The sequence below is a fragment of the Cytobacillus solani genome (assembly GCF_006704205.1).
Classification (GTDB): domain Bacteria; phylum Bacillota; class Bacilli; order Bacillales; family Cytobacillaceae; genus Cytobacillus; species Cytobacillus solani.
In genome coordinates this window covers 999,922-1,025,960 of sequence record NZ_CP041305.1, presented here as the reverse complement: position 1 = coordinate 1,025,960, position 26,039 = coordinate 999,922, and the positions used below count along the sequence as shown (strand labels likewise).

The following is a 26,039-nucleotide window of genomic DNA, read 5'->3' as shown; positions in this document are numbered from 1 at the left end:
GATGGACATTCTTGTTAGTGTGAATTGCATTACCTATAATCATGAGCGATACATCGGTGCAGCTATTGAAGGCTTTTTGAGCCAAAAAACGAATTTTGCATTTGAAATTTTAATTGGTGAAGATTGCAGCAAGGATGGAACGCGAGAAATTGTTGAATCATATATGAATAAGTTTCCTGGGAAAATAAGATTAATTACATCTTCTTCAAATGTTGGTGCAAAAAAGAATAGCGAACGCCTGGTGGAAGCTTCGAAGGGGAAATATATTGCCTTATGTGAAGGGGATGATTTATGGATAAATCCACATAAATTACAAAAACAGATTGACTATTTGGAAAACAACCCAGATTGTGCCCTTTGTTTCCATAGTGCGGAAATTGTAAATGGAATAGGGGATTCACTGAATCAATATATAAGACCTTACAAAAAGACAAGAAATAGTCCAATAAGAGATATGATTGCAGGCGGTGGGGGATTTTGTCCTACCGCTTCTTTAGTTATCAAAAGGGAAATAATAGACCCCCTCCCAGCACTTTTGAAAGAAGCACATGTAGGTGACTATGCGCTGCAAATGTGGGCAGCAAGCCAAGGGAGCATCCACTATATAGACGAAATGATGTCAGCTTACCGAGTAGGGATTACTGATTCATGGTCTACTAAGCTAAATTCAGGCTCAAATATGATTGAGAAAAATATTGAAGTAAAAAAGTCAGACATCCAATTGTTAAATCATTTTAATCAAGAAACAAACTTTCGATATTCGGATGAAATTGAACGAGAGGTTTTGAAAAAAGAGTTTGAAATCTTGTTATTGCAAAAAAACTTTAAAGTGATGAGGACAAACAAGTATAAAAAGGTAATTAAGGAATTAAGCAAGATTGATAAAACAAAATTGTATTCAAGGATGTACTTCCCGGGTATTTATCAAAAAGTAGTACAAATGAAACATTCGCTGAATACCGGAAGAAAATAATATGAAAAGTAGGATTAAATATGTCAGAAATCAGCCCTATTAGAGGAAAAACAATTACAGGGTTAGTATGGAGTTTTATCGATTTATTTGCAAGCCAAGGGATTCAGTTTATTGTTCTGATGATTCTTGCAAGATTATTGGCACCAGAATTTTTCGGATTAATCGGGATGGTGGTTGTCTTTATTGCCATATCCAATTCCCTCATTGATAGTGGATTAACACAGGCACTTATTCGTGAAAAAGATACAAGTCCGGTTGACTATTCGACTGTATTCTTTTTTAATCTATTCATTTCGGTTTTTTTGACAATTATTCTTTACAGTATTGCACCGATGATAAGTCATTTCTTTGGAAATGAGCAGCTATCCATGATATTGAGAGTCTTGTCTTTCACCCTTATTATAAATTCTTTAGGCATTATTCAACGAGTAATGCTAACGAAAAAAATTAATTTTAAGACGCAAACAAAAATAAATTTGGCTTCTACTATCTGTGCTGGAATTGTTGCTTCCATTTTTGCGTTTTTAGGATTTGGAGTGTGGAGCCTTGTTGCACAAACATTAACATTGCAAACAATGCAAACGCTCCTGCTTTGGATTAGCAACAAATGGGTTCCTAGTTTGGTATTTAGTATGTCGTCATTCAAGAGACTATTTTCATTTGCATACAAATTAGTGATTTCTAGTTTGTTAGATACGGCATATAATAATGTGTTTTCCTTGCTTATTGGAAAACTTTATTCGGCTGGCCAATTGGGTTTCTATACAAATGCGAACAAATTGAAAGATGTGATCACAAACTCGGCAACAAGTGCCATTCAAAGGGTGACATATCCGGTATTGAGCTCAATACAAGATGACGAAAATCATTTGCAAAGCGCCTTTCGAAAAATTATTCGAACAACAGCATTTATCATGTTTCCAATGATGATGGGACTAATTGCGATTGCTGATACATTAATTCCAATATTACTTGGGCCTGCTTGGACGGAATCAATCGTATTTTTTCAACTCTTATGCTTAATAGGAATGATTTATCCAATCCATGCTATTAATTTAAATATTCTTCAAGTAAAAGGAAGATCAGACTTATTCCTGAAGCTAGAAATTATTAAGAAAATCCTTATTACAGTTTTAATTGTCATTTCGCTCCTTTTTTCTTTAGGAATTCTCGGATTAATAGGTGCTGCAATAATTAGTTCTTATGTTTCCCTGTTAATAAATGCGTTTTATTCAGCAAAAGAAATCGATTATTCTAGTCGTCAGCAGCTTAAGGATATGGCACTTTTTTTCTTGTTAGCTAGTGTGATGGGGATATCAGTATATTTTTTGGGAACGATATTGGCACTCAACTTGTTTTTTAAATTGGTTATTCAGATACTATTTGGTATGTTGATTTATATAGCTCTTAGCTGGGGGCTGAAAAATCAAGAATTTAAGTTGGTTTTGGAAATCTTGGTTCAGCTTTTCAAGAAAACAAAAAAGAATATCATAAAAGCACATGGTGCATAAGTATATAAATAATTGAGGTTGATACAAAGGAAAAGGTGAGGGAATGAAGGGGATTATTCTTGCTGGCGGCAGTGGAACAAGGCTTTATCCGATTACACAAGCTATTTCCAAGCAGTTACTGCCTATCTATGACAAACCAATGATTTACTATCCTTTATCAGTGCTTATGCTGGCAGAAATTCGGGAGATTTTAATTATAACAACTCCACAAGATGCACCACTATTTAAAAACTTGCTTGGAGACGGGGCAGATTTTGGAATTAGCCTTGAATACAAAGTGCAGGAGCATCCGCGGGGATTGGCGGATGCTTTTATTATTGGAGAAGACTTTATTGGTACTGATCACGTGTCTCTTATATTAGGGGACAATATTTTCTATGGAACAGGTTTTACTCCATTATTGAAAATTGCTGCTAGTTTAATGGAAGGTGCGATTATATTTGGCTATCAAGTAAAAGATCCAGAGAGATTCGGCGTTGTAGAGTTTGATAAGGATCATAATGCGCTATCTATTGAGGAAAAGCCGACAAATCCAAAATCACCTTATGCAGTTACTGGCTTGTATTTTTATGATAATAATGTTGTTGATATTGCGAAAGGTATTAAACCTTCTTCTAGAGGAGAACTCGAAATTACAGATATTAATCAGGAATATTTAAGAAGGAACCAACTAAAGGTTGGTAATCTTGGACGTGGATTTGCCTGGTTAGATACGGGGACAGTTGAAAGCTTTCTAGAGGCTAGTCAGTTTGTGGAAACAATTGAAAAACGTCAAGGTTATAAGATTGCTTGTTTAGAGGAAATAAGCTATCGAAATAATTGGATATCAGCAGAAGATGTAATGAAGAGAGCAACAAAGTATAAGAATGAGTATGGTGCTTATCTAACAGATTTAGTGTATGGGAAATTCAGTAATAGTTCTAGCTTAACATCTTTTTCTGTATCGGGTCGTTAAGTTTTATTTGTAAAAAAGGGAGAGGTAGTATTTGGAGACAAAAACAAGCTGTTTGGAAAGATATCAGGATATTTTTCTACGGAATAACATTAAAATTATAATGCTTAGTAAGGATTTAGATGATATAGAGAGAATGAAAAATGCGCTAATTGGAGTAGATTCTAAATATTTATTTCCTACAGAAAACAAAGAGCTTCTTTTCCAATATATAAAAAAAATTATTGATAATGGGTATAATTTTATTTTGACAGATGGGGCTCAGGATATCGGCATGATGTCGCTTTATGCAAATGATTTTGTCACGAAAACTGCTTATACTACCACGATCGGGTTAATACCTTCACACCGCGGAGGAAGCCTAATCGGGAATCTAGTTAAATTTTCATTTGAATTTGCTAAAGAAAAGGGGATGGAGAAGTATAGGGCAGAGGTTCATAAATCAAATGAAAAATGGTTGAATTTCTTATTGAGATTTAAATTCGAAATTGAAAGCGAAACAGAAAATGATACCTATATGATTGTGAGGGATTTATAAGACCGTTAATTCTAGGGAATTTCTATCTGTTTCAAGTTGGTGTCCAAAGGAAAAGGATTAAATTAATAATATGGAGAGAGTGTAATGAATTTACTTGTTACAGGTGGAGCCGGGTTTATAGGCTCTAATTTTATTTTATATATGTTGGAGAAGTATAAGGAAATTCAGATAATAAATATTGATAAATTAACTTATGCAGGCGATCTCAAAAATCTTAAAGGAGCAATTAATGATCCACGACATGTTTTTATAAAGGGAGATATTTGTAATCTTATGCTAGTAGAAAATATTTTTAAGGAATATGAAATTGAGGGTGTTGTCCATTTTGCTGCGGAGTCACATGTGGATAATTCTATAAAAAACCCAAATGCCTTTATAGAAACGAATGTGTTAGGCACCTTTACATTGCTTGAGGTGGCTCGGAGACACTGGATGAATGGAGTGAATTCCTATAAGGAATTATATAAGAATTCAAGATTTCATCACATTTCTACTGATGAGGTGTATGGAACATTGGGTAAGGATGGCTTTTTTACAGAGAAAACAGCTTATGCCCCGAATAGTCCGTATTCGGCGAGTAAGGCGTCTTCTGATATGCTTGTTCGCAGCTATTTTCACACATATGGCATGAATGCTGTGACTACAAATTGCTCAAATAATTATGGACCAGGGCAGCACGAAGAGAAGCTGATTCCAACTATTATTAGAAGAGGGCTATCCTTAGAGTTAATTCCTATTTATGGAAGAGGTGATAATGTTAGAGATTGGTTATATGTAGTTGATCATTGCAGAGCCATTGAGAAAGTATTTTTTGAGGGGAAATCTGGCGAAACATATGTAATTGGTGGACATAATGAAATGACGAATATTGGCGTAGCTAATCTAATCTGTAATACGTTAGATAAAATATGCCCAGTTAAAGAAAATCATTTAGGCATTACCAATTATCATCAGCTGATTCAATTTGTATCTGATCGACCAGGTCATGATTTTCGATATGCAATTGATGATTCAAAATTACGACATGAGCTAAACTTTCAAAATCAATTTGATTTTGAAACAGGGTTAGAAATAACAATTGATTTTTACCTCAATGAACAAGTGGCTAAAAAAAGCTGATGGAGATGAACAAATGAGAATAGGGATCATGCAGCCATATTTCATTCCATATCTAGGATACTTTAGTCTTATCAAACAAACGGACCGCTTTATCCTATTTGATACGGTTCAGTTTATTAGACATGGCTGGATTGAGAGAAACAGGATATTAAAACCAAATTCAGGCTGGCAGTATATAGGCGTTCCTTTAAAAAAACATAGTAGAGAAACGAAAATTAAAGATATTAAGATTCAAATGGAACAGGATTGGAGAACGAGGATTTTCAGGCAATTAGAGCATTATAAGAAAAGAGCCCCTTTTTATAGCCAGACGATCGATATATTAGAGCAGGGGTTAAGTTTGGAGACAGATGATATTGTAAAACTAGATGAATATTTATTGCGGGCTATCTGTCATTACATTGGGATTAACGCAAATATTAGTGTTTTATCCGAAATGGGGTTATACATTGAGGAGGCAAATGCACCAGATGAATGGGCATTAAATATATGTAATTCTATTGGGAATATTGATGAGTATTGGAATCCAGAGGGTGGTTTGGAATTCTTCGATAAGAATAAGTACGAAAGAGCTGGTATTGGTATTCACTTTTTAAAAATGAATCTGAATAGATATTCTCAAAAAAGAGATATATTTGAGCCTGGACTATCAATAATTGATGTGATGATGTTTAATGGGCCAAAAGAAATTAATGAGATGCTTGATGAATATGTGTTGGTGAAATAATAGGTTATATGGTTATTTATGGAGGAGTTAGTCATGAAAGAGGTAGTGGAGGTACCGATATCTACTCATAAAAAACGCAGTCTATTTCTTAAAAACATCATACTTGTTTTTTTCACTTTATTGGTTTGTTCATTTTCCATATCGATGGGGCTATTACAACTTCGCACACCAGAAGTAATTGCACATGATGATAGTGAAGAAAAGTTCTCTAGCGAGCGGGCGATGAAGTATTTAGAGATAATTGCGGAGAAGCCACGTCCAATAGGTTCACCAAATCATGACAATGTAAGAGATTATTTGGTATCTGAATTAACGAAATTAGGAGTTTCATCAGAAATACAGGTTGTAAAGGAAGATTTAACAGTATGGGGAGCACCCTTTGACGGTAAGATTGAAAATATAGTAGCGCGAATTCCTGGTAGGGAATCAACGAGAGCCATTTTGCTCACCTCCCATTATGATTCTGTAGATCATAGCCCAGGAGCAGCTGATGCTGGATCGGGTATTGCTGCTATTCTTGAAACGATAAGAGTATTGTCTGAATCAAAAAAACTTAAGAATGATATTATTATTCTCCTTTCGGATGGGGAAGAAATAGGTTTATTAGGTGCACAAGCATTTGCAGAGTTCCATCCTTGGGCACATGAGGTTGGAATTGTTCTTAACTTTGAGGCAAGGGGGAGCAGTGGCCCTTCTGTGATGTTTGAAACTAGTAATAAAAATGAAAGATTAATAACAGAATTCATTAAGGGAGCTACTAATCCAATAGCACATTCTTTTATTAGTGAAATTTACAAAAATATGCCAAATGATACAGATTTATCTATTTATAAAAAAGCAGGGATGTCTGGTTTAAATTTTGCTTTTTTTGAAACGATACATACCTATCATTCTGCTGATGATACGGTAGAAAATTTGAGCTTAAGTAGTTTACAACATCATGGGGAAAATATGCTTGATCTTGTTCGATATTACGGAGGCATGAATTTAGTAGACAAAGATCAGGGAGGGAATAGCGTTTATTTTAATAGTTTTGGAAAGAAAGTTATTTCCTATCCAGAGTATCTTGTGATCCCATTTATGTGTATTGTGATCGTTGCATTCTTGATCACCGCAATCCTTGGCTTTATACGAAGGAAGTTGACCATTTTGGGTTTGATAGGCGGAATGTTACTGTTTCTGCTCATTATAGGGATGGCTTATTTTCTAGGCATTATAACGAAAGGCGCGGTACTATCTATTCTTGCTGAAAACAGTTGGGCGATGGGGGTAGATTTAAGAATGAGCCATCCATTATTCATTATCATGATTCTAGTAATGGTGGGCATATTTCTTCTAGTGTATAAATTAGCTCAAAAGAAATTCATTGTAAATAACTTAGCGGTGGGGGCATTTTTCGTTTTGGTTTTCATCGCGATCTATACGAGTCTATTGATAAAGGGGGCTAGCTATATTTTTCTTTGGCCAACGTTGCTTGGGCTAATTGGTTTAAATGTACATTTTTATGTGAATGGTAAGTGGAAATGGTTTGGTAAAGGGGTTATGTTGGTGATTGCTTGGCTTGTAATCATGTTTATTACTCCTATTGTGTATATAACATATATGCTGCTAACCCTTGATAATGTGGGAGTACTTCTAGTATTTATTGCATTATTATGGGCATTTTTTATTCCACTAATAAATTTTAATCGGGGAGAAGAGTCTCTATGCGAAAGCACTTAAACTTGATTCAATTTTCTCGGGCTTTTGTGCCGATTTTTGTCATTCTATTTCATGTAAAAGCATTTATGCTTGTCTATTTTCATTATAACTTTCTAATGCTCCCTGATATTCTGAAATCTGGCGGTGTCTATTATTTTTTTGCTTTGTCAGGTTTTATGGCTTATTATCTGTACCATAATAAGTTTGGTAATCGGGAAATGATCAAATATTTTCTGTACAGTCGGTTTATTAGAATCTATCCAGTTTATTGGATTGTGACCATATCTGTTTTAGTTGTTATGATTGTATTTCCTAGTCTTGCTCCTGAGCATCAACAAGGGATGGAAGATATTATTTTCTCTTTACTTCTTATTCCCAATGGATCCAATTTGGTTCTAGGTGTTGCATGGTCATTAGTTCATACAGTATTTTTCTATTTGATTTTTACGATTGCTTTTTTCAAAAAGAGTAAATTTTCTATTACGGCAGCCATCCTTTGGGCCATGATTTCCTTTGCTTTTAGCATCCAGTTGTTTAATAGCTCCAATATCCTCCTCAACTATTTATTTAACAGCTACAATCTAATATTTTTATCTGGAATTGCTTGTGCGTATATCGTGTTGAAGGTAAGGATAAATCTGTATGTGTCATGGATTCTTGTGATTATTGGGGTTGCTGCTTTTCCGCTCTCTTGGATAAATGCCCAATATGGTTATGCTGCATTAAATATCGAGATTGCAACAACGATTGCTTCTGTTTTTATTATCATAGGATTTTCCTCCATTGACCTGCAAAAGGACGTAAAGATTCCAAAAATCGCACAGTATTTAGGTGATGCATCTTTTTCAATCTATTTAACACACTACTATTGCATATCAGCACTTACAATCATTTTTCTTCAGCCTATGTTTAACTTTCTTTCGAATATCGTCATAGCTATCTTGTTTATAGTCATATCCGTCATCTGCGGTTGTTTTGTTTACTCATTTATAGAAAAGCCATTAAACAAAAGACTAAAGCCGTTGCTTAAGAGGAATCAACGTTATGATTCTAAGTCCATAGTGAAAGAATTAAAGGAGAACGCGCAATGAACACGACTCCCCGTACAGCATTTATACTGCAAGTTCATAAAAACCCTCAGCAGGTGAATAAATTTATCCAGCAGTTAACCGCTAAAGAACAAGCAGATGTCTATATTCATATTGATAAAAAAAGTTATGAGGGAATGAAAAATCAATTAGTTAAAGGTCCAAATGTATATATCCTAGAGAATAGTGTAAATTGTGAATGGGGTGACATCAGTCAAATTGATGCCACCCTTTTATTATTAAAGGAAGTTTTGGCATCTGGAAATGAATACGATTTTGTCTGTTTAAGGAGTGGGCAGGATCTATTGGTAAAGGATGGGTTCAAAGATTTTTTGAGAGCAAATAGGAATAGCGTTTTTTTAGACTATAGAGATATAAGTCAGGGAAACACGGGACTAATGAATATTAGGTGGCCTAAAGTTATGAGAAAAAGGTATACAAATAGCCATCCATTACGAATAATCCGTAGAATTCTATTAAGCTTATACGGGAAGGGAATTAGTCTTTTCCCTAATAAAAATTACTGGCCGCGGGAATATTCTTTCTACAAAGGTTCCCAATGGTTTTCTATACCCTTTGATGTCGCGAAATATATCAATCAATTTTTAGAGGAAAATTCATGGTATTACTCATTCTTTACGAACTCTTTAGTACCCGATGAAAGTTTCTTTCATACGTTAATTTTGAATTCAAAATATAAGTCAAATGTGGTGAATAATCATTTGTTTTTTATTAAATGGGGAGAAACATTAAGTGAAAGAAATTCTCCGCAAGATCTAATAAGTGAAGACATAGCACGAATAGTAAAGTCAGAACAATTTTTTGCGAGGAAGTTTGAAGAAAAAACAGATGAGGCGATCATTCATTATTTTCATCAAAGAGTAACACTTTCTAAAGATGTGAAATATTTAAAGAGAGGAAGTTAAGGGGATTTTGATAACTAAACAATTAGGAGAACATATTAGGGATGAGCAAATGAAATTAAATTATGCAAAGGTCTTTCAATTAGAAGCAGAATATGGTTCTTCCTTTTATTTAATGGATGTGGATAAATTGAAAGGAAACTACCGGAAAATAGAAGAGGCTTTTACAAGTCAATATCCTAAATGCATCATCGGGTATTCATATAAAACAAACTATCTCCCATATTTATGTAAAGAATTATCAAGATTAGGAGCTTATGCTGAAGTCGTTTCTCGTCTGGAGTACGATTTGGCGATAAAGGTAGGAGAAAATCCAGAACGGATTATTTTCAATGGACCAGTAAAAACCAAGGATGATATTTTTAAGGCTTTACATAACAGAAGTATTTTGAATATCGATTCCCTTTATGAGATTGAGTATGTAAAGGAATATTGCTTAAATCATCCAGAAGAAATGATTAAAATAGGTCTTCGATTAAACTTTCCCCTATCAGATGGCGGCGAAAGTGTGCTTCAAGATGGATATGAAGTAGGCCGATTCGGTATTTGTGTTGAAAACGGAAACTTGCAAACAGCTATAAATATGCTAAGTGATGTAAGGAATGCAAAGATTGTTGGCTTACATGGTCATTTTTCAACGAAAACACGCAGTGTCAAAACATACCGATTGATTACGAAAAAATTATGTGTTCTAGCTAAGTATTTTTTCAAAGACACGATTGAATATATTGATATAGGTGGAGGTTTTTATGGAGAGTTGCCAAAGGGTTTTCATCTAACAGCACCTAGTTTTAATGATTATGCAGAGGCAATCGGTGAAACAATGATCAAAGAATTTGCCGGTTGGGAAAAGAAGCCGCTCCTTATCATTGAACCAGGAATTTCAATGGTGGCTAACGTCTTCCGATTCGCTGCAAAGGTAATTGAAGTGAAAAATGTAAGGGATAAGACTTTTGTTTTGGTTGACGGCAGTGTTCATAATATTAAACCAACCATGCATAAAAACAACTTACCCATGCAGGTGATTACACAAAATGAGGGAGGAAACCGAAATATCCAAAAGACGTTTAGTATTGTCGGTTATACCTGTATGGAGAAGGATTATCTTGCACATAATGTAGTCACTCCGATTCCTTCCATCGGGGATTATGTGTTATTCAACAATGTTGGTGCATACACAATTGTATTCAACCCACCATTTATTAAAGAGCGACCTGCCATTATTGCCATCAAGGACGGAGAAACAATTGTTGCTCGAAAGAAGGAAACGATTAAAGAATTCTTTAATGAAGCACTCTATCTATTTTGATATTAAAAAAGGAGATTCATATGAACATTTTAATTAGCAGTGTTGGCAGACGGGTGAAACTAGTAGAAGCATTTCGATCTGAGCTTCAGAAAGTAAATGGAAAGGTCATAGCAGTAGATTGTGATTCAACCGCACCAGCTTTACACTTTGCAGATGTGTATGAAGTTGTCCCTAGAATTGATGATTTGCGCTATATAGACTATCTGAAAAAAGTATGTAAGAAGTATAAGATAACAGGTATTCTATCACTAATTGATCCAGAATTAAGTTTGTTAGCAAATTATGTGGAGGAATTTGAGAAAGAAGGAATATATGTCATTGTGTCGGATAAACAAATAGTAGAAACATGCTTTGATAAATATTCTACCTCACAAATCTTGGGAAGCCATGGATTACCATGCATTCCAACGTATATAAATATTGAGGAGGTTATCTGTGATTTAACAGTGGGGAAGTTGGAATTCCCGCTTATCATAAAACCAAGAAAAGGCAGCGCCAGTATTGGAATTAATAAAGTGTATACGATGGAAGAGCTGCTTATTTATAAAAATGAAACAGAAGAATTAGTTATCCAGCCGTTTGTGAATGGTCAAGAATATGGTGTTGATTGCTATATTGATATATTTTCTAGAAAACCAGTTAATATGTTCATGAAAAAGAAGATCATGATGAGGGCTGGCGAAACGGATAAATCTATTTCAGTAAGGGATAACGACCTAAAGCAATTGATTGAAAGATTAGTCTATGTATTAAATCCGTTGGGGCCAATCGATATTGATTGTTTTCTTACTAAAGGGGGATTTGTTATTTCCGAAATTAATCCACGGTTTGGCGGAGGATATTTGCACGCACACTTGCAAGGGCAGAACTTTGTTAAAAATATTATAAACAACCTTAGTGGGGTTACAAATCAATTACAAAACAATGAGTATGAAGAAGATCTAATCATGGTTAAGTACGAGGAAGTAAAGTTAATAAAAAATGTCCCCCCACAAGCAAGTGAAGTTTCATTATAACCTTTTTTTTGGGTGTAGTTTCGTGGTAAAACCACAGCTTTCCAAGCTGTTGAGGAGGGTTTGATTTTTTTACCTTTTCCCATACATATAAACACAGTGTTTGATTCAATAGGGAACGAGGTATTGCGTTTTTTCTATGCAAAAAAGGCCACTGTAATAGAACACCACAAATCAATGAGCATACAATAGAATTGAACATTTTAAGCCAAAAACGAGAGGTGGGAAAATAAGTGGCTAAGGAAATGTACGTTAGTTCTACAAAGGGGAATAATAGTTACAATGGGACGTTAAGTCAGCCTTTCAAAACAATTCAATACGCTATTGATTCGGCAAGTGCTGGAGATGTTATTTATGTGCAAAATGGGTCGTATAATGAGCGTATTCAATTAAACAAATCAGGTACTTCGGATAAGCCCATAAAGCTTGTAGCGTATCCTGATCATCGTCCAATTATAAATGGGGCAGGAATAAAATGGACTGGAAATGGAAATTGGGGTGGGCTCATTAACTTTAATAGGCAGTCCCATTGGTTTTTTGAAGGAATTCATCTGGAAAATGCTTATGGAATGGGGTTTGGAGATGACTATCAGGAGCCATCAACAGTTGGTTCAAGAAATATCCAAATAAAAAACTGTTCTGTTACCAAAGCTGGGGGTTCAGGTTTTTTTGTGGAATTTGCGGAAGACATTCTCATTGATAATCTTATGGCAAAAGAAACGAACAAAAATTTAGGACAAGAAGGTATTTCTTTATTAAATGTTAATCGGTTTGAAATAAAAAATTGCCAAGTCATTAATTGCTACAAAGAAGGAATTGATGTAAAGGATGGATGTAAAAATGGTACAATCCATGATTGCTATGTAAATAATACGGTCAGAGTAGGAATTTATGTAGATGCTTTTTCGAGAGATTCATCTAATATTCAGGTTTATAATAATATTGCAACGGTACCTAACGGTGCAGGATTTTCTACTGCTGCAGAAGCAGGAGGGAGATTAGAAAATATTTTGTTTAGAAATAATATCGTCTATGACTCACTAAGAGGCTACAATATTTCTTCCAATAATAGCGAAACAAATTTGCCATATATGATGAAGAATATTACATTTCAGCATAACATTGCTTTTAATAGTGGATTTACCGGGATATTCATAGTTGCTAAGGTTGAAAATCTCTTAATTGAAAATAATATTCTATATCCAAGCAAAAGCTATCTTTCAAATTGCATTCAAGTTTACGATTTGAAGATGTTTGATGCCAATACAACGATTATTCGTAACAATCTATTAGCAGCAATAAATACAAATAAAAATATAATTAGGGGAAGCGACTATATTGTAGAAGCGAATTATGACTCTGTTATGATAGATCCTACAGGAGCTCTAACTGGAACTAGAAATTTTGCACTAACAAAAAACTCTGTTGCTCGAAATGCTGGTTACAAAGGAGTTGATTTAGGCCTCATTTTAGAATCCTCATCCAATCCCCCAGAAGAAAATTTTGAACCGCAAGAAGTTAAAATAATTAGTGATGTAAATTTATTTAACGCTGCCAATGCTATAAAAGATTTTCCTCCATTTCAAATTCGTTATACAACTATTACTACTGAAAAGGCAATTAATGATTCGAATTTGCCAGTACAAGCTTCTGGGGTTTTAATCACTTATTATATTAGCCAGACTATTACAGGATGCTATCAAGAGTACCAAAGAATTGGAACAAATGAGAGATGGATTCGATTTACTCTTTCAGAAAGCAGTTGGACGAACTGGAGTAAACGATAACAATTGCATAAAGGGCAGTCCATTCTTTGCTAAATGTAAAGTTTGGATTGGCCTTTATTTGGGTTCACTGTTAATTCTAAATGCAGTTCATACATAACGATACGGGCATCTCCAACTATGATCAAGACCTGCTAGTGAAGGCAGATTAGAACTGCACCTGCCAGTAGTAAAAGTGCCGGGTAAAATAGAAATATTCTTCATCCGGGCATTCCCTCCTAAAAAATACATTTTCATTATAAAGAACAAATAGTTCGATAAAAAATACGAGAATGTAAGATAATTAAAGAAAACGTGAGAAAATTAATGGAAAATGTTCTTTATAACGCAAAAATGACTGATTTTAACCTTTTTCAAAACATTACATTTGAACTATACTCAATTCATGGTAGTTCTTTAAAAAGAACAAATAAAACGGAAACAAAGAACGGAATCTACTCAATTGGTTCTGAGAGAAACTTATAATTCTAGAAACTATTATCTAAGGAAGGTGGAAATGATGAAGTTTACTTGGAGAAAAGCGAGAAAAATCTTAAGTAATATCATTACAACTGTTTTATTTATTAATTTAATTATAATGGCGGTTCTAGTAATCTCTTCAAAAGCTTCTGGAGGAGAACCACAGGTTTTCGGCTATCAGCTTAAAGCAGTATTATCAGGCTCCATGGAACCGACCTTTTTAACTGGGTCTATCATAGCAGTCACTTCACTTGAGGGGAATGAAAAGAAGAACCTCAGAGAAGGGGATGTAATTACTTTTGTAGATAGTAAGGAAAGGTTAATTACCCACAGGGTCATCGGAATCAAAACAAGCGGAGAACATGTCATGTACGAAACAAAAGGGGATAACAACAATGCAGCTGATTTGGATCCAGTCCTTTCAGATAACGTACAGGCAGTCTATTCTGGATTTACAATTCCTTATGCAGGTTATTTTATCGATTTTGCACAGTCAAAAGAAGGAAGTGCCATACTGCTGATTGGTCCTGGATTATTGCTCTTAGCTTATGCAGCATTTAGCATTTACCAAGGACTTAAAGAGCTTGATCCGAAAAAGAGAAAAACAGACATCGATACAGAAGAAAAGCCAACTTAATTTGGTTGTACTCCTTGTACAAAACAAGGGTCAATATAAAAAAATTATACATACCCAAAGGGTAAGAGGAGGAAATTGGAAATGAGCATTAAGAAAAAATTAGGTTTAGGAATTGCATCGGCAGCACTAGGTATTTCATTAGTTGGCGGAGGAACATTTGCATACTTTAGTGATACTGAAGTAACGAATAGCACATTCGCTGCTGGTACTTTGGATTTAGCAGCAAATCCAACCACTATTATCGATGTAAAAGATATCAAGCCTGGTGATACTATGGTCAGAGAATTTAAATTAGAAAACAATGGATCTTTAGACATTGCTACAATTGATCTACTTACTAAGTATACTGTGACCGATGCAAATAGTAACAACAAAGATGATTTTGGTAAACATATTAAAGTACTTTTCCTTGAAAACGCAGACAAAACAGGTGATGGCTGGGTGATTGGGGATTACAATGATGTAATTTCTGAGACAACCTTATATGATCTTCAAAATATGACTCCTGATGCAGTAGAAAACTTAAATCACTGGTTGACTGAGCTTCTGGGTCTAGGGGGAGAAGATAGTGGTTTAAAAGCTGGCTCTTCAGATAATATGTATGTAGCATTTGAATTCGTTGATAATGAAGCAGATCAAAACGAATTCCAAGGTGATTCTTTAGCACTTGAATGGACATTCACTGCTCATCAAACAGAAGGTGAATCTAAATAATATTCAATAACAAAAGGCGGGAATTCGTTCCCGCCTTTTGTTAAAAACTAGATGGAGAGGTAATGCCATGAATAAAAGATTTATATTGGCAAAACCGAAGATTATCGCATTTATAGCCGGCATTTTCATATTTATGTTAGTAGGAGAGACAAGTGCAAGGGCAGCAAATAAAGAAATTGATATACATACGAAAATGAATCCGAGCGGCTACTTTTTTGAAGTAGGAAACTTGAAACCTGGGGATTGGATGCCAAGGGATATCGTCATATCCAATGCTGGAACTCAGGATTTTAAATATATGGCTATATTAGGGAAGAAAAAGTCTGTTAAAGGACTGTTAAAAGAACTAGATTTAATCGTTAAAAAAAATGAAGAAGTATTGTATGACGGGAAAATGGACCAGTTTACTGGGTTTACTCCTAGAAATCTAGCAAAAAGTGAATCTGAAACACTATTTTTTCAAGTGACGATGCCAAACGATTTAGGAAATGCATTTCAAAGCTCTGGTGCCGAAGTAGAAATATTATTTGTTGCTGAAGCCTTAGGCGATACTGGTGGTGGAGATCCAGGCGGAGAAAATCCAGGTGAAGAACCTGTTGTAGAAAACTCCGGAGAAGAGCCAGATGATGAAGTGATCGAAACAAACAATCCGACGGGTACAATCATTGTTTCACCAGAAATTAGAGAAAACCTCCTTCCAAAAACAGCTACGAATACTTATAATAGTCTGCTTATTGGCAGTGTACTATTTGTTGCAGGCAGTATCTTTTACAAACGAAAATTCAGAATAATAAATAATTTAGAATGAAAATAAATATATAGATTATAAGGAGGATTCTAGTAATGAGTATTAAAAAGAAACTAGGTTTAGGAATTGCTTCTGCAGCAATAGGCATTTCATTAGTTGGCGGAGGAACATTTGCATATTTTAACGATGTGGAAACAACAAATAACACCTTTGCTGCTGGAACATTAGATTTAGGAATTGATAAAGAAACAATTATTAGTATTGATAACATTAAACCAGGAGACCGTTTCTTTAGGTATTTCCAGCTTTCAAATGATGGGTCACTTGATATGAAGGAAATCCTACTAAATTCCACTTATGAAGTGTCTGATAAGAAAGGTGACAATGCAGGAGAAGACTTTGGGGAACATATTATGGTGGAGTACTTGTACAATGCATCTGGTAAAGATACAGTTATTTTCCAAAAAACTTTAGCTGAAATAAATGAAAATCCAGTTCAAGTCCTCAAAAATTTCCCGGCTGGTGCAAAGAATGCCAAATTTACTGTCCAATTTGAGTTTGTTGATAATGGGGAAGATCAAAATAAATTCCAAGATGATGCTTTAAAACTTACATGGACTTTTGATGCTAAACAACAGGATGGTTCGAATAAATAGTTTTCTAAAACAATGTTAATAGGTGGGATTAGGTTCCTGCCTTTTAAAAATTTGGTTATCCATTGTATCCATAAAGAAGGAGGAACCCTATCATGTACCAAAAAAACTGTGATCGCTGCTGCCGCCCATCATATAGCAGCAGTGAGAAGGGTGAATGGTTATGCCCAATTTGTGGACAGGATCTAACCAACTATCCCTTTTTTGATGCAATGACATTGGAAAGGATAAATATTAAACGACCAACCATTCGGAAAAAAGCTGAAGCCTATCGAAAAGGATATGCTTATATGAAAGTGTAGGAGTAGGAGCCCGTGCATATTTTGAAATTTTTCCAACAAAAGATGCATAGACAAAGAAAGATGGTAATAAAAATAGATTATCTAGTATAAGATTCCTATTTGGGGGGAACATTGTGGTCGAGACAAAAATAGAGGTCACAGAAATAGATAAAGAATGGTTGCAGTTAATAATAGAAGCAAAGAATTTAGGAATAGAGAAACAAGAGATCTTGGACTATTTAAATCATAATGTATAAATAAAGAATAAATACGAGTTTAAGTATTTCTATGAGAAGGGGAACCTTTTTAGGAAATACTTTTTATTATAAAAAAATTTGCAAGTGCAACCCACAAAGCTCCTAAAAGGGTGGTCAATTTGAAACGAATATTCTCTTACCTAGCAATAGTTAATATAGCTGATGGAGTCTTTACCTATTTGGGTCTTCATTTCTCTATGATTGAAGAAAGCAATCCTATGATGAATGGTCTATATGATATAAGTCCTTTGTTTTTTCTTGGATATAAGCTATTACTCTCAGGTGTTCTTTTCGGATTGATCTTAATGAAGAAGCTTCCACCGACTCGACTTATAAAAGTCTTGTCAATTACAGCCTCAGCGGTCTACACCATCGTTATCGGATTGCATGGTGTATGGATGTTCCCATTGATTGTATACCTTTTCTAGTAAAAGAACTGTGTAAAATAAATCATATTGTCAATGATTTAATTAGGCATTATATATTAATATTTTTCGACTAATTTCTACGGTTGTTATACCAACTTTTAAATGAATATTCCTTGTAGGCATTTAATATGTCAATTTAAGTATAAGCAGCTTTTAGGAAGGGAAGAACCATGTCGAAATAAGGATAAAAAAAGTAGATCAAAAATTTTCTGAATAGACAAAAATCAACACCATAAGTGATAAATATCTTATAAAATACATAATATAGAATATATTACCTATTTAAAGGATATAGAAAAAGGCAAACCTGCTGAAAGGCAGGGACGCAAAGTCACAGGTCTAAGGTATGTTGGATAAAATACTAGGATGGCTGGGTTGCCTTAAATACGATTCGTATTTTGGGGGGAACTATGTGGTTGAGGTGAAAGTGACTGTGGGGGAAATGGATACAGAATGGCTTGAGCTGATTATTGAGGCAAAAAAAATGGGAATCAAACAAGATGAGATTAGGGAATTTTTTATGAATAGCGGGGTTACTGAAATAGTTCTTAAAGGATGAATATTGATGGGGACAAGTTTTAAGTATTTCTTGTGAGAAATTTCTCATTTAAGAAATGCTTTTTATTTTGAAATAAAGGGCCATGGAGGCTAATTAACATAGCCTCCCTGACCCTTCTTGTATAATGAAATGCTTATTTATTTTGGTCAATTCGCCATTTATTAAATGCTAAGAATTCTCTAAATTGGTCTTTAGTAACGCCAGAATTCATGGCTTCCTGTACAATTTTCATCCATTCAGAGTCCAATTCTTCTTTATTCGGCTGTTCATGAATTAAATGATCGACAGGTACATTTAATACTGCAGCGATTTTCTCGAGAAATTGAATCGAAGGGTTTGTTTGTAAGTTTCTTTCGAGAGAACTTAAATAGGATTTGGCCACACCAGCTTGTTCGGCAAGCTCGGATAACGACATTTTCTTTTCCTTTCGAAGTAGTTTAACTCGTTCACCGATCATCCAATCTCACACACCTTACTATAATATGTAATATTATCATACCAAAAAACGACGGAAAGTTCCATATAAAGAACAATTGGTTTGAAAAGATATTAGTATTTTATCATAAATATACGAGCTTCTTGCATAGTATCTGTCCGTATAATTGAAAATTTAGAGCAAAAATGCTCTAAGTTAATTGACTAGAGCATTTTTTGTATGAATCAGCTGCAAAATTTCCATAACCGCCGAATCAGTATTTTCAGCATCGATATGATGGAAGGGTTTGCTATATTCCATTTGTTTATGTGCGTAACGGGGGTCATAATAATCTTCGAGAAGAATTTGGATGACAGTTTTGTACTCCTTAATGGAAGCTGCTTCGTCTAGAGAAGCAATAATTTCATGGTTCTTTATGCGTTTCTTAATAAAAGAAAGACGTTCAATGACCTTTTTATGAAACCAATCCTCGTGTGCATATGGCAAACAATAGTCATTATAAATACGCTCAACCCGTGATGTCATTGAAGCTTGTAAATGAATATTGGTACCAAGCTGCTTTTTCTTTAAAAGTTCATCAGGTAAAACAACTTTACCAATTCGTTTACTTTCAGCTTCGATAATGAAGAAGGGAGAATCAATCATTTCCGTTAATGATTTATATAGAAGCGAATCAAACGTTTTTTGATTGTTGCCAGGGAACAATCCGAAAGTTCCGAAGATGGATCCTCGATGACCTGCCAATCCCTCTAAATCAATGACAGGTAATCCTTTCTTGTATAAACCCTTTAACACATCCGTTTTACCAACACCGGTCATTCCATGAAGTGTAATTGCCTTATCTGGGAGCATGGCTGGAATTTTCTCGAGAATATATTGACGATACGCCCGATAACCGCCGATAAGCCGAGGAATAGAAATCCCTGCAAAAGCGATAAAAGTGGCAACTGCCTTGCTCCGCATTCCCCCTCTCCAGCAGTAAATAACCGGCTCAGATCCTTTTTTATGAATATCCTTAATTCCACTTAAAATCGAAGGAATCTTCGGTGAGACTAATTCCATTGCTTTCCACTTTGCGACATCTGCTCCTTCTTGTTTATAAATCGTACCAATAATAACCCGCTCTTCATCTGTAAATAATGGAATATTGACGGCTCCTGGAATATGAAATTCTTTAAATTCTCCTGGTGAGCGAACATCAACTGAAACGGCATTATTCAATTGGATGAATTGATCAACAGTAATTTCTCTCATAAGTGTTCCTCCGAGTCTGCATATATAAGGACTATTTTAGCCCTTTATGCTAATAAAGAAAACCTCCTGTTAAAAATTGCATGCACGTCAGAGAATGGAAGGTTCATATAATTCTCCTTTTTAGCAAGGTATTAAATCATAAATATTCGATATAGTGAAGGTGGGTGTTTGAGGGAGGTGATTTCCTATGAAAATAAAATGGTATTTTTTTATATTAACGATTATGGTTCTTTCTATTATTAGTTTTCCTTTTATAGGTAATAAAGATCAAAAGCCTTTGAAAATTGGCATTATTATGATTGGAGATAGCAGATATGAAAAGCTAATCGGCCTTAAAAAAGGGATGAAGGAGCTAGGATATGATGATTGGTCAACCGAATTTTTAGTAAAAAGCGGGAGAGATCAAGAAGCAACACTCGCATCTCAAATTGACGATTTATTAAATGAAAAGCCAGAGTTAATTGTAGCTTTAGGCGGAATAGAAACATTGAAGTTGAAGGAAATAATGGAAAAGAAGAATATACAAATTCCTGTTGTGTTTGCTGGAGTTGCCGCTCCGAAGGAAATTGGTCTCATTAAGGATTATCGTTCACCAGGCGGTCTCTTTACAGGCATAAATAATTACCATACAAGCTTATCAGGAAAAAGGCTGGAGATCTTTCGTGATTTAGTGCCTTCGATTAGTAGATTTCACATTCTTTATGATGAAGATATTGAAGTGAGTAAACTGAGTCTTGAGAATGTGAAGGCAGCAGCTGAAAGACTTTCATTAGAAATCATCCCATGGAATGTAAGTGATTCAAAAAACTTTTTAAGTGAAATGAAACATGAAATACAAGTGAATGATGCGATATTAGTTATGCCAGGATTTAAGATGGAGTCACTATCAAAAGAAATTGCTCAGTTTTCAAAGGAGAATCATGTACCTGCAATGGGATTATATGAGAATGAAACAGAAGATGGGATTTTAGCAAGCTATGGTACTAGCTATTTTGACCAGGGATATCAATCAGCAAGATTTGTTAGTTCAATTATTCAAGGAAACTCACCAGCAGACATTCCTGTTGAGATGCCTGATAATATCCGATTTATCGTTAATCAAAAAGTAAAATCTGAGCTCGGAATTAAACTTAATAAGGATATTATACATTTGGCAGAGTTTATTAATCCTAATGCAGAAGGGATGAGCCAATAATAATGAAGTCAATCATATATTGGCTACATTCTCAGCCTATGCGAGTGAAAGTGTTGGTTTTTGGAATTATTATGTCAACCATTCCGCTTTTATTAATCAGTTATTACTATTATAGTAATGTCAAACCAGATCTTGAGGAAAGAATCATAAGTAAACAAGAATTGGTGCTCCAAAATCTAACAGGTGAAATTGAATTAGAATTTAACCAGATCTTTCAGCAAGTTCAATTGTTTTCTTTTATTAATGATAAAGAAGATAAGCAGCCAATATTTTATGATTTATTAATGAAAAATACTTCAATAGAGGAAGTAGTCATTATAAATGAAAGTGGAAGAATAGAGGAAAAGGTTTCCAGATATGATCTTAATATTCCAGAATCTAATGAACGGTGGTTTTCTGATGAAATGTGGGCTGTCTTTCAGTCAGATGACCGCCTATATGGGGAAGTAGAATTTAATCAGTTTGGACAGCCTGTTATGAAGATAGCTTTAGTTTATATGGAAAATGGAAGTAGAAATGCTGTTGGTGCCACCATTCAATTACAAAAAATAATAGGGCAGATATCATCATTAAAACAAGACGATTTATCTTATTTATATTTACTAGACCGTGAAGGGAAGGTAATTGCCCATCAGGACTACAGGAAACTATGGCATCAAAGTCCAGAAGCAGATAACAAGGAAATGTTAGGAGTAAGAGAAGAACTAGTTGATCTAGGCTGGACAATCATAATGGAACAGCCTAAAACAACCGCCTACGAGCCAATCAATGAAATGTTTATGAAAGGATTAATGGTTGCAGTATTTGTTACACTTTTTGTGAGTTTAATCAGTATTTATGCTGGTCTTTATTTTACAGCACCAATCGTTCTTCTTGATAAAGAAATGAGGAGATTAAAGGCTGGACATGTTGCTTCACCAATTATATTAAATCGAAATGATGAACTAGGACAGCTAGCCCAGTCTTTCAATGAAATGAGTCAAGAGCTCCAAGAGAAATCATTTCGCTTGGAACAGGAAAAGGAGCGGCTGGATGTCGTTGTTAACGGAATTGGCGCCGGATTAGCACTTGTTACAAAGAATTATGAAGTGACTTGGACGAATCCATTGCTTGAGAGTTGGATGAATAAAGAAGAAATTAAATTGCCTTGCTATACATTAATTGGTGGTATGAATACTCCTTGTGAAAATTGTCCAATAACTTGTCCTGAAATAAATGATAATGCGGACACAATTTTGAGGATGCAAAGAGGAAGACGTGAAGAGCGACTTTTTAGGCATCGAGTTTTTCCGCTTACCCATGCGATTAAGGGGGAAGGGGAGTATCTAATTGTTATTGAAGATGTTACTGAGGAAAAGCAAATGGAAGAAAAGATGATTCAAACAGATAAACTTAGTGCGCTAGGATTAATGGCATCAAGTTTTGCGCATGAGGTGAACAATCCTCTTGCAACGATTCATGTATATGCTGAGGATTTAATTGATCGTCTAGAGCAATTTGATGATGATTTGGATGAGGTTGAAATGGCTTTGTACTTAAGAAAAATAAAAGAGAATACAGATCGCTGTAAGAGAATTACAGGAAATCTATTAAATTTTTCAAGAAAGTCTAATTGGAAGGTATCACAGTTTGATATAAAAGAAACAATTCAAAACAGTATAAGTTTGGTTGAGTATTCCTTGAAAAAGAAGGATGTCCTTTTAGATGTATCTATACAAGAAGAAATGCCGTTTATGGTTGGAGATAGTATAAAGCTAATGCAAGTACTAGTGAATTTAATTAATAATTCAATCGATGCAATCAATCAAGGGGGGACTGTAGCGATCTCTGCTTCACTGCAAAATAGGAATTTTGTTTTTAAAATAAAGGATAATGGCTGTGGGATTCCTGATCATGAAATGCAGAAAATCTTTGATCCGTTTTTTACAACAAAGCCAGTCGGAAAAGGGACAGGTTTGGGATTATCTGTTTGTTATGGGATTGTAGAGGAATTTGGCGGTACGATAATGGTGGAGAGCAGAGTAGGGAAAGGAACGATGGTAATAGTTAGCATTCCGGCTGAAACAAGATTTAAGGAGGACAAGCAATGAATTCAGCTCGATTATTAATTGTTGACGATGAGAAAGATTTACTGGAACTTCTAGTCAAAAGGCTTATTCGAAAAGGATATGAAGTGAAATGTGCAGAAACAGCAGAAGATGCCCTCCTATTATTGAAGAAGCACATGTTTGATATAGCGATTTACGATATTCGTTTACCGAAAATGGATGGAATTGAACTTCTAAAAAAAACAAAAATTATTCAGCCTGAGACTGAGATATTAATGTTAACAGGCCATGGAACGATTGAAACAGCGATAGAAGCAATGAAGATTGGTGCATTTGATTATTTAACCAAACCGTACAATCTCTCAGAACTTGAAATCACCATACAAAAGGCAGAGGAAAGCAGGAATTTGAAACATAAGAATGATAGCATGAAAGAAATTATTAGACAGCATAATGAGTTTCAAATTATAGGAGAAAGTCCAATATTTACTGAAGTTCTTGAGCTCACTCGCAGGATTGCTGACAGTAATGTGCCAGTTCTTATTGAAGGTGAGAGTGGAACAGGGAAAGAACTGTTTGCAAAAGCTCTTCATTATTGGAGCTGTCGTGCGGATGAACCGTTTGTGGCTGTTAATTCAGCTGCACTGCCTGAACAACTATTAGAAAGTGAATTGTTTGGACATGTGAAAGGTGCTTTTACTGGGGCGAATCATGATAAAAAGGGACTAGTTGAAGCGGCAGATGGAGGAACTTTATTTTTGGATGAATTGGGTGAAATGCCATTATTGCTCCAGGTGAAACTACTCAGATTTCTCGAATCAGGTGAATTTAGGCGTGTTGGTGATGTAAGGGAAAGAAAAGTGATGGTTCGGGTCGTAGCTGCAACAAATAGAAACATGGAAGATGAAGTGGCTGAAGGACATTTTCGAGAGGATTTATTTTATCGATTAAATGTTGTTAAATTAACAATTCCCCCTCTAAGGGATCGAAAAGAAGATATTCCGCTCTTTATCAATTATTTCATTAATAAAGGGAAAATCCAAGGGAAAAGGCTGTCTTCTGAAGCGCTTTTTGAATTACAGAATTATGATTTTCAGGGAAATGTTAGAGAACTCCAACATATTATTGAAAGAGGAATTCTATTATCTAGATCAGATCAAATTGAAGCAGCGGATTTACTTTTGCCGACCCGGAAATTTGCGCAAATAGAAAAGCTGCAATCATTATGCTCCTTAGAGGAATTGGAAAAGATACATATAGAAGGAGTCTTAAACAACGTAAAATGGAACAAAACGAAGGCGGCTGAAATTTTAGGAGTCAGTGTAAGAAACTTATATCGAAAAATTGATCAATATAAATTAGTTGAAGAATGACAAAATGGCATATAGTGATTGGTCATAACGTGACAAAAAGGCAATTTTTATACGGCGGATAGAAAGAAAACTTCTTTCTTTCCGTCTTTTTTATTTAGAGAATAGGGGATTGCTCGTATTTTATATAAGGTATCCATTTTGGCATGATACTTGCAAGTGTAATAATGAACATAAATAAAAGGATGTGAAGAGATGTTATCAAACATTGGTATTCCAGGATTAATTCTAATTTTAGTTTTAGCACTGATCATTTTTGGCCCAAAAAAGCTTCCTGAAATCGGAAGAGCAGTTGGACAAACATTAAGGGAGTTTAAAAAGTCAGCTCGTGAACTGACAAGTGACATGACTGAGGATGTACAGAAAGATATGAAAGAAGCAAAAGATACAACGTCAAAATAGAAAGGAGCTTATTAATATGGCCATTCATTCGAAAAGTCATTTACAACCTGAAGATTATTCAAAGCTGGCAGATCAATTTGTTCCTAATTCAGATAAAGTACTGGCTACAAGCCCATATGATTCGGAATTAGGGAAGAATATGGCAAGAGATGCTAGAAAGGTAATTAACGGGAAATTAAAAATTGAGGATTTTCATAGGGTATATTCTGCTTCGCTCATAAAAGAATTTGGTGATCAGTATGCTAGCGGACCTAGTGAAACTAGTCAGAACTCTTCAACCTCAGCGGGAACTGGTCCCAAATGGGGGATGGTTATAGATTTAAAAAAATGTGTGGGCTGTGATACTTGTACCGTTTCCTGTAAAGCGGAAAATAGAACACCGCCAGGTATGTCTTATAATGTTGTCCTAGAAACGATTAAAGGTGATTATCCGAACTTTTCAATCACAAATTTACCGAAGCCTTGTATGCAATGCGACAATCCGCCATGTGTTCAAGTATGCCCAACAAGAGCGACATATAAAATGGAAAATGGAATCGTCATCATTGATAATGATCGCTGTATCGGCTGCAGATATTGCATGGTAGCTTGCCCATATGGATCAAGATCTTATGATTTCGGAAATAGTTATGAACAAGAAATGATCGGATATAATGACGTAACAAGTCCCGAATATGGAATTGAGCGCGGAAAACGCAAAAAAGGAGATGTTCCAGAAGAAACAGTAAGGAAGTGCAGTTTTTGTTATCATCGCCTTCAGCGGGGAGAAGAGCCTGCGTGTGTGGAAACTTGCATTGGAGATGCTCGTTATTTTGGAGATATGAGTGACCCGAATAGTGTGGTTTCAAAGCTTGCCGCAAGTCCTAGAGCATTTCGGTTAAAAGAAGAGTTAGGTACAAAACCAAGAGTGGTGTATTTAAGATAAGTAAGCATTCATTTAGAGTACCAAAAGGAGGAGTG

At 35.1% G+C, this 26,039-nt stretch carries 27 protein-coding genes and 1 riboswitch; of the genes, 25 read left to right on the top strand and 2 right to left on the bottom strand.

Annotated elements, in window-relative coordinates; genetic code table 11:
- Position 1: 1 nt before the first annotated feature.
- The 20 genes from FI644_RS05245 (at position 2) to FI644_RS26255 (ending at position 18,374) form a co-directional block, all read left to right on the top strand.
- Complete coding sequence (locus FI644_RS05245; RefSeq protein ID WP_056682577.1) at positions 2–973, top strand: glycosyltransferase; 972 nt, start codon at positions 2–4, stop codon at positions 971–973.
- Positions 974–993: 20 nt separating this feature from the next.
- Positions 994–2,484 carry a lipopolysaccharide biosynthesis protein gene (locus tag FI644_RS05240; protein ID WP_142108129.1) on the top strand — a complete coding sequence of 497 codons (1,491 nt, stop codon included), beginning with the start codon at positions 994–996 and terminating at the stop codon, positions 2,482–2,484.
- A 43-nt stretch (positions 2,485–2,527) separates the two neighbouring features.
- The gene (gene rfbA, locus FI644_RS05235) at positions 2,528–3,439 is read left to right on the top strand and encodes a glucose-1-phosphate thymidylyltransferase RfbA (RefSeq protein WP_053479059.1); all 912 of its coding nucleotides are present in this window, start codon (positions 2,528–2,530) and stop codon (positions 3,437–3,439) included.
- 31 nt (positions 3,440–3,470) lie between these two features.
- Entirely contained in the window at positions 3,471–3,974 is a 504-nt protein-coding gene (locus tag FI644_RS05230; RefSeq protein ID WP_053479058.1) for a GNAT family N-acetyltransferase, read from the top strand.
- Positions 3,975–4,058: 84 nt separating this feature from the next.
- A complete protein-coding gene (gene rfbB, locus FI644_RS05225) occupies positions 4,059–5,093 on the top strand; it encodes a dTDP-glucose 4,6-dehydratase (RefSeq protein WP_053479057.1) in 1,035 nt (344 codons plus the stop codon).
- 13 nt (positions 5,094–5,106) lie between these two features.
- Positions 5,107–5,820: a WbqC family protein gene (locus FI644_RS05220; RefSeq protein ID WP_053479056.1), complete on the top strand. Its 714-nt coding sequence runs from the start codon at positions 5,107–5,109 to the stop codon at positions 5,818–5,820.
- 33 nt (positions 5,821–5,853) lie between these two features.
- Positions 5,854–7,542: a M28 family peptidase gene (locus tag FI644_RS05215; RefSeq protein WP_056682583.1), complete on the top strand. Its 1,689-nt coding sequence runs from the start codon at positions 5,854–5,856 to the stop codon at positions 7,540–7,542.
- On the top strand, positions 7,527–8,612 hold the full coding sequence (locus tag FI644_RS05210) for an acyltransferase family protein (RefSeq protein ID WP_056682586.1): 1,086 nt from the start codon (positions 7,527–7,529) through the stop codon (positions 8,610–8,612). The genes FI644_RS05215 and FI644_RS05210 overlap by 16 nt, the downstream gene beginning before the upstream one ends.
- Positions 8,609–9,535 (top strand): beta-1,6-N-acetylglucosaminyltransferase, encoded by a 927-nt coding sequence (locus FI644_RS05205; protein ID WP_056682589.1) that lies wholly within the window; start codon positions 8,609–8,611, stop codon positions 9,533–9,535. Before FI644_RS05210 ends, FI644_RS05205 begins: the two co-directional genes overlap by 4 nt.
- A gap of 49 nt (positions 9,536–9,584) precedes the next feature.
- Positions 9,585–10,841 (top strand): type III PLP-dependent enzyme domain-containing protein, encoded by a 1,257-nt coding sequence (locus tag FI644_RS05200; protein WP_056687053.1) that lies wholly within the window; start codon positions 9,585–9,587, stop codon positions 10,839–10,841.
- A gap of 20 nt (positions 10,842–10,861) precedes the next feature.
- A complete protein-coding gene (locus FI644_RS05195; RefSeq protein WP_142108128.1) occupies positions 10,862–11,857 on the top strand; it encodes an ATP-grasp domain-containing protein in 996 nt (331 codons plus the stop codon).
- A 230-nt stretch (positions 11,858–12,087) separates the two neighbouring features.
- A complete protein-coding gene (locus FI644_RS05190) occupies positions 12,088–13,641 on the top strand; it encodes a right-handed parallel beta-helix repeat-containing protein (protein ID WP_053479050.1) in 1,554 nt (517 codons plus the stop codon).
- A 493-nt stretch (positions 13,642–14,134) separates the two neighbouring features.
- Positions 14,135–14,734, top strand: coding sequence for a signal peptidase I SipW (gene sipW, locus FI644_RS05185; RefSeq protein ID WP_053479049.1), 600 nt, complete (start codon positions 14,135–14,137; stop codon positions 14,732–14,734).
- A gap of 81 nt (positions 14,735–14,815) precedes the next feature.
- Complete coding sequence (locus FI644_RS05180) at positions 14,816–15,448, top strand: CalY family protein (protein ID WP_053479048.1); 633 nt, start codon at positions 14,816–14,818, stop codon at positions 15,446–15,448.
- Between the two features lie 67 nt (positions 15,449–15,515).
- A complete protein-coding gene (locus tag FI644_RS05175; RefSeq protein WP_053479047.1) occupies positions 15,516–16,256 on the top strand; it encodes an LPxTATN C-terminal sorting signal domain in 741 nt (246 codons plus the stop codon).
- A 35-nt stretch (positions 16,257–16,291) separates the two neighbouring features.
- A complete protein-coding gene (locus FI644_RS05170) occupies positions 16,292–16,852 on the top strand; it encodes a TasA family protein (RefSeq protein ID WP_053479046.1) in 561 nt (186 codons plus the stop codon).
- Positions 16,853–16,944: 92 nt separating this feature from the next.
- On the top strand, positions 16,945–17,151 hold the full coding sequence (locus FI644_RS05165; RefSeq protein WP_053479045.1) for a hypothetical protein: 207 nt from the start codon (positions 16,945–16,947) through the stop codon (positions 17,149–17,151).
- A 113-nt stretch (positions 17,152–17,264) separates the two neighbouring features.
- The gene (gene sinI / locus FI644_RS05160) at positions 17,265–17,387 is read left to right on the top strand and encodes a DNA-binding anti-repressor SinI (protein WP_142108127.1); all 123 of its coding nucleotides are present in this window, start codon (positions 17,265–17,267) and stop codon (positions 17,385–17,387) included.
- Between the two features lie 119 nt (positions 17,388–17,506).
- Complete coding sequence (locus tag FI644_RS05155; protein ID WP_053479044.1) at positions 17,507–17,815, top strand: DUF5658 family protein; 309 nt, start codon at positions 17,507–17,509, stop codon at positions 17,813–17,815.
- A gap of 290 nt (positions 17,816–18,105) precedes the next feature.
- Positions 18,106–18,198: riboswitch (cyclic di-GMP riboswitch) on the top strand.
- 29 nt (positions 18,199–18,227) lie between these two features.
- Positions 18,228–18,374, top strand: coding sequence for an anti-repressor SinI family protein (locus FI644_RS26255; RefSeq protein WP_082446489.1), 147 nt, complete (start codon positions 18,228–18,230; stop codon positions 18,372–18,374).
- A gap of 133 nt (positions 18,375–18,507) precedes the next feature.
- Here the strand turns inward: FI644_RS26255 and FI644_RS05145 are convergent, their stop codons facing one another.
- Positions 18,508–18,831 (bottom strand): helix-turn-helix domain-containing protein, encoded by a 324-nt coding sequence (locus tag FI644_RS05145; protein WP_053479043.1) that lies wholly within the window; start codon positions 18,829–18,831, stop codon positions 18,508–18,510.
- Positions 18,832–19,005: 174 nt separating this feature from the next.
- Entirely contained in the window at positions 19,006–20,064 is a 1,059-nt protein-coding gene (mnmH, locus tag FI644_RS05140; protein ID WP_053479042.1) for a tRNA 2-selenouridine(34) synthase MnmH, read from the bottom strand.
- 187 nt (positions 20,065–20,251) lie between these two features.
- On the opposite strand from mnmH, the gene FI644_RS05135 reads away from it, so the two are divergent.
- The 5 genes from FI644_RS05135 (at position 20,252) to FI644_RS05115 (ending at position 26,004) form a co-directional block, all read left to right on the top strand.
- Positions 20,252–21,259 (top strand): ABC transporter substrate-binding protein, encoded by a 1,008-nt coding sequence (locus FI644_RS05135; protein ID WP_053479041.1) that lies wholly within the window; start codon positions 20,252–20,254, stop codon positions 21,257–21,259.
- 2 nt (positions 21,260–21,261) lie between these two features.
- Complete coding sequence (locus tag FI644_RS05130) at positions 21,262–23,349, top strand: sensor histidine kinase (protein WP_053479040.1); 2,088 nt, start codon at positions 21,262–21,264, stop codon at positions 23,347–23,349.
- Entirely contained in the window at positions 23,346–24,680 is a 1,335-nt protein-coding gene (locus FI644_RS05125; RefSeq protein WP_053479039.1) for a sigma-54-dependent transcriptional regulator, read from the top strand. The genes FI644_RS05130 and FI644_RS05125 overlap by 4 nt, the downstream gene beginning before the upstream one ends.
- A 192-nt stretch (positions 24,681–24,872) precedes the next feature.
- Positions 24,873–25,079: a twin-arginine translocase TatA/TatE family subunit gene (gene tatA / locus FI644_RS05120; protein WP_053479038.1), complete on the top strand. Its 207-nt coding sequence runs from the start codon at positions 24,873–24,875 to the stop codon at positions 25,077–25,079.
- Between the two features lie 16 nt (positions 25,080–25,095).
- Complete coding sequence (locus FI644_RS05115; protein WP_053479037.1) at positions 25,096–26,004, top strand: 4Fe-4S dicluster domain-containing protein; 909 nt, start codon at positions 25,096–25,098, stop codon at positions 26,002–26,004.
- Positions 26,005–26,039 lie beyond the last annotated feature (35 nt).